Origin of the sequence: Catenulispora sp. EB89 (assembly GCF_041261445.1) — a bacterium.
Classification (GTDB): domain Bacteria; phylum Actinomycetota; class Actinomycetes; order Streptomycetales; family Catenulisporaceae; genus Catenulispora.
In genome coordinates, this window is record NZ_JBGCCU010000019.1 from 231,985 (window position 1) to 240,283 (window position 8,299).

Annotated in this window: 8 protein-coding genes and 1 pseudogene; 5 read left to right on the forward strand and 4 right to left on the reverse strand. The window is 70.6% G+C overall.

Annotated elements, in window-relative coordinates; all coding sequences use genetic code 11:
* Window positions 1-204: 204 nt before the first annotated feature.
* Together ABH920_RS33650 and ABH920_RS33655 are read left to right on the forward strand one after the other, a co-directional pair.
* Window positions 205-873, forward strand: a complete 669-nt coding sequence (locus tag ABH920_RS33650; RefSeq protein ID WP_370353271.1) for a LuxR C-terminal-related transcriptional regulator — start codon at window positions 205-207, stop codon at window positions 871-873.
* Between the two features lie 68 nt (window positions 874-941).
* A complete protein-coding gene (locus ABH920_RS33655) occupies window positions 942-1,565 on the forward strand; it encodes a DNA-binding response regulator (RefSeq protein ID WP_370353272.1) in 624 nt (207 codons plus the stop codon).
* Between the two features lie 224 nt (window positions 1,566-1,789).
* On the opposite strand, the gene ABH920_RS33660 is transcribed toward ABH920_RS33655, so the two are convergent.
* Together ABH920_RS33660 and ABH920_RS33665 are read right to left on the reverse strand one after the other, a co-directional pair.
* Window positions 1,790-3,169, reverse strand: coding sequence for an LLM class flavin-dependent oxidoreductase (locus ABH920_RS33660; protein ID WP_370353273.1), 1,380 nt, complete (start codon window positions 3,167-3,169; stop codon window positions 1,790-1,792).
* Between the two features lie 116 nt (window positions 3,170-3,285).
* Complete coding sequence (locus ABH920_RS33665) at window positions 3,286-3,372, reverse strand: putative leader peptide (RefSeq protein WP_370353282.1); 87 nt, start codon at window positions 3,370-3,372, stop codon at window positions 3,286-3,288.
* A gap of 200 nt (window positions 3,373-3,572) precedes the next feature.
* On the opposite strand from ABH920_RS33665, the gene ABH920_RS33670 reads away from it, so the two are divergent.
* Window positions 3,573-4,073: a cupin domain-containing protein gene (locus tag ABH920_RS33670; protein WP_370353274.1), complete on the forward strand. Its 501-nt coding sequence runs from the start codon at window positions 3,573-3,575 to the stop codon at window positions 4,071-4,073.
* Between the two features lie 37 nt (window positions 4,074-4,110).
* On the opposite strand, the gene ABH920_RS33675 is transcribed toward ABH920_RS33670, so the two are convergent.
* A complete protein-coding gene (locus tag ABH920_RS33675) occupies window positions 4,111-4,821 on the reverse strand; it encodes a class I SAM-dependent methyltransferase (RefSeq protein WP_370353275.1) in 711 nt (236 codons plus the stop codon).
* A gap of 233 nt (window positions 4,822-5,054) precedes the next feature.
* On the opposite strand from ABH920_RS33675, the gene lon reads away from it, so the two are divergent.
* Complete coding sequence (gene lon / locus ABH920_RS33680; RefSeq protein ID WP_370353276.1) at window positions 5,055-7,571, forward strand: endopeptidase La; 2,517 nt, start codon at window positions 5,055-5,057, stop codon at window positions 7,569-7,571.
* 67 nt (window positions 7,572-7,638) lie between these two features.
* On the opposite strand, the gene ABH920_RS33685 is transcribed toward lon, so the two are convergent.
* Complete coding sequence (locus tag ABH920_RS33685) at window positions 7,639-8,028, reverse strand: hypothetical protein (RefSeq protein WP_370353283.1); 390 nt, start codon at window positions 8,026-8,028, stop codon at window positions 7,639-7,641.
* On the opposite strand from ABH920_RS33685, the pseudogene ABH920_RS33690 reads away from it, so the two are divergent.
* Window positions 7,909-8,299 (forward strand): annotated as a pseudogene (locus tag ABH920_RS33690) (hypothetical protein); the annotation flags it as partial. The gene ABH920_RS33685 and the pseudogene ABH920_RS33690 sit on opposite strands and share 120 nt — an antisense overlap.

Below are 8,299 nucleotides of genomic sequence, written 5' to 3' on the forward strand. Positions count from 1 at the left end.
CTCCTCATCTCATGACTCGAGATCTCATGACTCGAACGTGTCGAAGCTCGTGACGGATGGGCCGAACGCGAGTGGTGTCGGCCTGATCACCCGTAGTCTCGTGTCCCGGCGCGGGAATGAGATCGTGCAGGCGCCGTCACTTCGGTCTCATTCATCGGAAGTACTGACTGATCAGGATTGATCAGGCGACCAGGGGAGCGGGTCATGCCCGAGGGGACGATCGTGGTCTGCGACGCGTTGTGCGCGGTGGCCGACGCGCTGGCCGCCTACCTGCGGGGGGAGGGGCTGACCGTGGTCGCGACCGTGTCCGGTTCGGAGGAACTGCTCGCGGCGGTCGCCGAACACCGGCCGGAGGTGGTGCTGGTGGACGTCGCGGTCTTCCGCGACCATCCCGGACGGCTGATCCGGGCGCTGGCGCGCGTCGGGGATGCCAAGGTCCTGATTCTCGGGCCGTCGACGGCGGTGGACGAGGCGGTCGAGGCGGTGCAGGACGGTGTCCAGGGGTGGATTCTGACCAGGTCGTCGAGTGCGGAGATGGCCAGGGCGGTCCGCGGCGCGCTGGCTGGCGAGTACTGGGTGCCGTTCGAGCTGGTGACAGAGGTACTGCGCACCCACACGCTCGCCGACCTGCGCGGCGAAGGGCAAGAGGGTACGGACTGTGATGCGCGGGTGGCGGCGCTCGGCGTGCGGGAGAAGCTGGTGCTCGAATGCCTGGTCGAGGGCCTGGACCGGCGTGCGATCGCGAGGCGGATGGCCGTCTCCGAGCACACGGTCAGGACCCATGTCAGGCGGATCCTGAAGAAGCTGGACGCGCACAGCATGCTGGAGGCGGCGGCCATCGGCCGACAGGCGGGGCTGGGCGGCGGGACGTGAGATCTTCACCTTTTAGTGTCATCGAGTGACCGGACGTTCCGGGGCCTCGTTGACGTGGTGTGAGAGTCATGCTCTGCGACGCGTATCGGCTGTTCGCTGAGGCGTTCGCATCGGCGTTGAGGCAGCGCGGTCATGATGTGGTCGACGTCAGCTTCGACCCGCGCGGCTTGGCGGACAGCGGCGGTAAAGCAGACATCTGCGTCGTGGACTTCGGGCCGCCGACGCCTGATCTGGCGGCGTTGGCGGACGCGGCGAACCGTCGCGGCACCAAGGTGCTGGCGCTGACCACGGAACAGGACGCCGCGCCGCTGCACGCGCTGATCACCGCGGGTGTGGACGGGCTGATGTCCAAGCGGCGCACGCTGGAGGAGATCGTTGCGGCGATAGAGCGCCTGCACGCCGGCGCCGGGTACTACGACCCGGTTCTGGTGCGGCACGCGGTGACGACGCGCCGGCCCGGGACGGAATCCGCGGCGGGCCGGCTGACCGGGGCGTTGACGCCGCGGGAGTTGGAGGTGCTGCGGCAGTTGGTGAGCGGGGCCTCGACCGGCGGGATGGCGGCGGCGATGGGGATTTCGGTGACGACGGTGCGGAGCCACACACAGGCGGTGTTGAACAAGCTGGGAGTGAACTCGCGGTTGCAGGCGGCGGCTTGTGCGGTGAGCCACGGGCTCGTCGAGCCGACCGTGTGAGCCGACTGTGTTAGCCGACTGTGTGAGCCGCCATGGAACGTCAAGCATCATGCGCAGGAGCTACATACAAGGGCAAATAGCGTTGAGCGCCAACAAAAAGGCGCCGGGGCAGCCGATCCTCCCACAGCTCGGCCACCCCGGCGGGTCCGCGTCCTACCGGCAGCGATCAGGACGCGGAGTCTGGAGGTGTTTGCGCACGGCCGGCTCCGCTTCTGGCTGAACGCTCAGACGCGGGCCAGCGGCGGTAGCACCGCTCGTCGCACGGCGGCCGGCGCCGGCTCCGGGAAGTGGTCCTCGGGGCGGGCCACGTTGAAGCGTTCCCGCAGCGTGCCGAGGTCGTACTCGGTGCGGAACAGCCCGCGCCGCTGTAGTACCGGCACCACGTGGTCGACGAACGCCGCGAGCCCGCCCGGCAGGATCGGCGGCGCCACGGTGAACCCGTCCGCCGCCCCGGCCTGCGACCACTCCTGCAGCGAGTCGGCGATCTGGTCCGGCGTGCCGACCACCGCGCGGTGGCCGCGGCCGCCGCTCAGGCGCGCCACTATCTGGCCGACGGTCAGGCGCTCGCGGATCGCCAGGTCGGTGATCAGTGCGAACCGGTGGTCGGTCAGGTCCTCCTCGCGCGGCAGCAGGCCGGCGGGGATCGGCCGGTCGGGATCGAGCCCTGACACGTCGACGTCCAGCAGATCAGAGAGCTGGCTCACGCCCGGCTCCGCGAGCTGCAGCTCGGTCAGCTCGCGCGCGAGCCGGCGGGCCTCGGCCTCCGTGGAGCCGATGACCGGGGCGATGCCCGGCAGTATGACGGGGACGTGCGCTTCCCGGCCGTAGGCGGCGGCGCGCGACTTCACTTCGTGCGAGAACGCCGCGGCGTCGGCGATGTTCTGCTGCGCTGTGAGCACGACCTCGGCGTACCGGGCCGCGAACTCCTGGCCGTCGGCGGAGGAGGCGGTGTGCACGAGCAGCGGCCAGCCCTGCGGCGTGCGCTGCACGTTGAGCGGCCCGCGCACCTTGAAGAACAGCCCCGTGTGCTCCACCTCGCGGATGCGGTCCGGGTCGGCGTAGCGGCCGGCGCGGCGGTCGTGCACCACGGCGTCGTCGGCCCAGCTGTCCCACAGCTGCGTGGCGACGTCCAGGAACTCCGCCGCGCGCTCGTAGCGCACCGCGTGCTCGACCGGCTCGTCCAGGTTGAAGTTGGCGGCCTCGGCCAGGTCGCCGCCGGTGGCCACGTTCCAGCCGGCGCGGCCGTGCGAGATGTGGTCCAGCGAGGCCAGGGTGCGGGCCAGGATGTAGGGCTCGTAGAAGGTGGTCGAGGCGGTGGCGATCAGGCCGATGTGCTCGGTGGCCGTGGCCAGCGCCGTGAGCAGCGTCAGCGGCTCCAGGCCGGCGGCGACGGTGACGTCGGGGCGGCTGCGGACCGCCAGGCTGTCGGCGAGGAAGACGGCGTCGAACAGCCCGCGCTCGGCGGTGCGGGCCAGCTCGATGTGGTAGTCGACGTCCAGGGTCCGGTCGCCGCCGCTGCCGGGATGGCGCCAGGCGGCGTCGTGGTGGCCGGGGGCGTGCAGGAATGCGTTCAGGTGCAGCGGGCGGACATTGCGTGCGGGCATGAAGGGCTCCCCGGAATGGAATTCTTCGGCGGACGAAGACTAATGGGGTCCGAATATTTCGGAGGCAAAACCAATGTGCCTGGAGACTGGCTGCGGCCCAGCTCAGGGCCATTGAGTCAGTATGCGCACGCAGGACAGATCGCGCTCGCGGTCCGGCGCAGATCGACGTGACGGCGAGCCACGAGAACAGTGGCGCGTCTCATGTTCTGAGAATGACAGCAAATCTCAGGGAACGTCAATATCGCGGGATATCCGTCTCAGTATTCGGCGCGATACGGCGTGATTCGGCGGCGATTCGGCCGCTTTTCGGCGGTGCGTCCGCACGATTCGGCCAAGTGGCCCAGACGAGCGAGCCGGGATCGGCCCTACCGGCGCGCGCCGGCCCGGCCGTAGTGTTCGGGGCATGTCCTACCCCTCACCTCGCTACTTCGCCGAGCAGGGCGAAGTCAGCGCCACGTTCCGGACCGCCGACGCCGAGCCCGAGCTGAACATCGGGGGCGCCTCGCGCGTCAGCCTGCTGTCCACCGGCGGGACCACCGGCGGTCTGTACGGCCTGTACCGCTGGGACATGCTCCCGGGGAAGCCGAAGAGCACGACGTCGAGCGGGCACTACCACCGCACGTTCTCCGAGGCCTTCTTCATCCTGGACGGCAGCGTCGCGCTGTACGACGGCGAGACCTGGCGCGACGCGAACGCGGGGGACTACCTGTTCGTGCCGCCGGGCGGCGTGCACAGCTTCGCGAACACCTCGGGGGAGGCGGCGTCGATGCTGGTGCTGTTCGCGCCGGGGGCGCCGCGCGAGCCGTACTTCGAGGAGCTGGCGGAGATCCGGAACGCGGGGCGGGTGTTGTCGCCGGAGGAGTGGACCGAGCTCTACGCGCGGCACGACCAGTTCATGACCTGATCGACGGGACCGGATCGATGGGACCTGATCGCAAGGATCAGAGTTCCGGCTTGGAAGCCCGAAGAGAGAACGTGATCGGTACCGGCGTCCCGCCCTCGGCGAAGCGTTCCAGGACCAGGCCCGCGTCGGCCACCATGTGCAGCAGGTCGGGCAGCGGCCAATGCGTCGCGCCGACCTTGTCGCGCACCCCGTTCGACGTCCACGAGTCCGTCGTCCACCGCCCCGCGTCGAGGTAGCCGGGGCGGATGACCGTCGCCGCCGGGTCGCCGCGGTCGGCGAACCCGCCGCAGAAGCACGGATGCACGCCGACGTGCACGAACCTCCCGCCGGGCCGCAGGATCCGCGCGGCCTCGGCGACGACCCGCGCGTAGCCCGGCATGTCGGTGTGGACCATCACGGCGATCACGGCGTCGAGCGAACCGGTCCCGATCGGAAGGTGTTCGGCGTCGGCGCGCGCGACGGGAAGCCGGCCGGCGGCGTACGCCAGCATTCCCGAGGACAGGTCGACGCCGACCGGCGTCCAGCCGAGCGCACGGACCGCCGCGGCGTGCGCTCCGGTGCCGCAGCCGATCTCCAGACAGGCGGGGCCGGGACCCTCAGGCGCTGCTCCGAGCAGCGCGGCGAGGGCGGCGTTGATGCCGATCGGATCGGCATCGCCCTGCGCGGCGAGGAATTCCGTCTCGTACCAGTCGGCGATCGCGTCGTAGGCCGGGGGCGTGGCAGGCGTGGCAGGCGTGGAGTTCGGCATGCCTTCGACACTGCCCGGCACCGAGCTCGGCCGCTGCGGCATCTGCTCCCGGCGGTCGGCCCTCTGCTCACAGCGGACGCCTCCCGACACTGGTGCCGACCTGCGCAAACCTCGTCGCCTTCCACCACCGCGTATGCGATCGCTCACAGCGAACGGCCCCTCGGGAACACCACGCGGCGCCCAGACATTGAGTGAGTCAGACTCAACTTACTTCTTGTAGGGAGCCACAGCGAATGAGTGAGAACATGACCGGCGCGACCAAGGCCTTCCCGGTCATCCCGCTGGACGACGCGGTCGTCCTGCCGGGCATGGTCGTGCCGCTGGATTTGTCCGACTCCGAGACCCGCGCGGCCGTCGACGCCGCCGCCAACGGCCCCACCCGCGGGGGCAAGCAGCAGGTGCTGCTCGTGCCGCGGCTGGACGGCAACTACGCCAAGTCCGGCGTCGTCGCCATCATCGAGCAGACCGGCCGGATGGCCGGCTCCGGACGCATGGTCGCCGTGGTGCGCGGGACGCACCGGGCCACCATCGGCGTCGGGACCACCGGTCCGGGCGCGGCCCTGTGGGTCGAGGCGATCGTGCTCGAGGAGCCGCCGATCACCTCCAGGACCCGCGAGCTGGCCAAGGAGTACAAGGACCTGGCCATCGAGATCCTGCAGCACCGCGAGGCCTTCCAGGTCGTCGACATGGTGCAGCAGATCTCCGACCCCTCGCAGCTGGCGGACTCCGCCGGCTACGCGCCGTACCTGAAGGCCGCGCAGAAGATCGAGCTGCTGGAGACGCTGAGCGTCGACGAGCGGCTGGAGAAGCTGCTGACCTGGGGCCGCGAGCACCTGGTGGAGCTGGACGTCAACGAGTCCATCCGCAAGGACGTCGAGGACGGGATGGAGAAGCAGCAGCGCGAGTTTCTGCTGCGTCGCCAGCTCTCTGCCATCCGTAAGGAACTGGCTGAGCTCGACGGCAAGGAGGCCTCCGAAGAGGAGGACTACCGGTCCCGCGTCGAGGCCGCTGACCTTCCCGACAAGGTCCGCGAGGCGGCGCTGAAGGAAGTGGACAAGCTGGAGCGCTCCGGGGACCAGAACCCCGAGGCCGGCTGGATCCGCACCTGGCTGGACACCGTCCTGGAGATGCCGTGGAGCGAGCGCTCCGAGGACTCCTACGACATCGCCGGCGCGCGCGCCGTCCTGGACGCCGACCACGCGGGTCTGGACGACGTCAAGGAGCGCATCGTCGAGTACCTGGCGGTGCGGAAGAAGCGGCAGGACAAGGGTCTGGAGCTGGTCGGCGGACGTCGTTCCGGCGCGGTGCTGGCCCTGGTCGGCCCGCCCGGCGTCGGCAAGACCAGCCTCGGCGAGTCCGTGGCGCGCGCCATGGGCCGCAAGTTCGTCCGCGTCGCCCTCGGCGGTGTGCGGGACGAGGCCGAGATCCGCGGTCACCGGCGTACCTACGTCGGCGCGCTGCCCGGCCGGATCGTGCGTGCCATCAAGGACGCCGGCACGATGAACCCGGTCGTGCTGCTGGACGAGATCGACAAGGTCGGCGCCGACTACCGCGGCGACCCGACGGCGGCCCTGCTGGAGGTCCTGGACCCGGCGCAGAACCACACGTTCCGCGACCACTACCTGGAGGTCGAGCTCGACCTGTCGGACGTGGTGTTCCTGGCCACGGCGAACGTCCTGGAGTCCATCCCGGGCCCGCTGCTGGACCGCATGGAGCTGGTGCGCCTCGACGGCTACACCGAGGACGAGAAGGTCCTGATCGCCCGCGACCACCTGCTGCCGCGCCAGATCGACCGCGCCGGGCTGTCCACCGACGAGGTGGCGTTCGACGACGAGGCGCTGCGGCTGCTGGCTCAGCAGTACACGCGGGAGGCCGGTGTGCGTGATTTGGAGCGCGCCATCTCCCGGGTGCTGCGGAAGGTCGCTGCGAAGACGGCCCTGGCGGATTCTGAAGCCGCGGCCAAAAGCTCGGCGACGGTTCTGGATCAGGACGCTGAAGTCGCATCCGGCGACGCACCTGGTGCGAGCACGGACGCGGCTGACGTCGAGGTGACGGACGCCGAGGTGACACCCGAGGGTTCGAAGGCGCAGCTCACCATCACGGTCGAGAACCTGAAGGACTACCTGGGCCGTCCCCGCCACACCCCGGAGACCGCCGACCGCCTGGCCGTGCCGGGCGTGGCGACGGGCCTGGCGGTGACCGGCGCCGGCGGCGAGGTGCTCTTCGTCGAGGCCTCCCTGTCCGACCCGGAGACCGGCGGCACCGGCCTGAGCCTGACCGGCCAGCTGGGCGACGTGATGAAGGAGTCGGCGCAGATCGCGCTGAGCTACCTGCGCTCGCACGGCGCCGAGCTGGAGCTGCCGGTGGCGGACCTCAGCAAGCGCGCGGTGCACGTCCACGTGCCGGCCGGGGCCCAGCCCAAGGACGGCCCGAGCGCCGGCGTCACGATGACCACGGCCCTGGCCTCGCTCCTGAGCGGGCGCCTGGTCCGCAAGGACGTGGCGATGACCGGCGAGGTGTCCCTGACCGGCCGGGTCCTGCCGATCGGCGGCGTGAAGCAGAAGCTGCTGGCCGCGCACCAGGCCGGTGCGACGACCGTGCTGCTGCCCAAGCGCAACGGCCCGGACCTGGACGACGTCCCGGCCGAGGTGCTGGACAAGCTGACCGTGCACCTGGTCGGCGACGTGCGCGAGGTCCTTGACCTCGCCCTGGAGCCCGCGGAGCGCCCTGTCGCTGTGGCTGCCGTCTAGGCGCACTCCGCGAGTAAAGCCGAAGCCCTGGACCGATCCCCTCCGGTCCAGGGCTTCGGCATGTGCGTCAGGAGGCGGGGTCCGCGGCAGGTACCACGGCGGGTTCAAGCAGCGACAGCGTCCGCCGCTCCGCGTCGAGCCCGACCCGGATCCCGACCGGCATCGGCAGGTTCGGCCCGGCGTGTCCGACCTCGACGTTGCCGAGGACCGGGATGTCCCGGTCGCCGAGGACGTCGAGCACGATCTCGCGCAGCGTCGGCGACGCACCGGGCTCCAACCCGATGACGTCGCGCGGAACGCCCACGACCATGCCGGCGATCCGGTCGAGGATGCCCGCGTGCCGCATGATCTGCAGGTAACTCCACACGTACGCGGCCTGGCCGCCGAACTCCTCCCAGAACAGCACGGCACCGTCGAATGCTTCGAGCGGCAGCCCGAACGGCGTCGCCTGGACCAGTGCGATGCGGTTGATCACTGCGCCGATGAGTGGGCCTTCGACCTGACCGGCCTGGCCAGCGCCACCAACCTGGCCAGCGCCACCAATCTGGCCAGCGCCACCAATCTGGCCAGCGCCACCAATCTGGCCGGCTCCACCAACCTGGGTAGCCGCGCCAGCCTGGGCAGCTGCACCGGCCTGGGTAGCCGCGCCAGCCTGGGCAGCTGCACCGGCCTGGGTAGCCGCGCCAGCCTGGGCAGCTGCACCGGCCTGGGTAGCCGCGCCAGCCTGG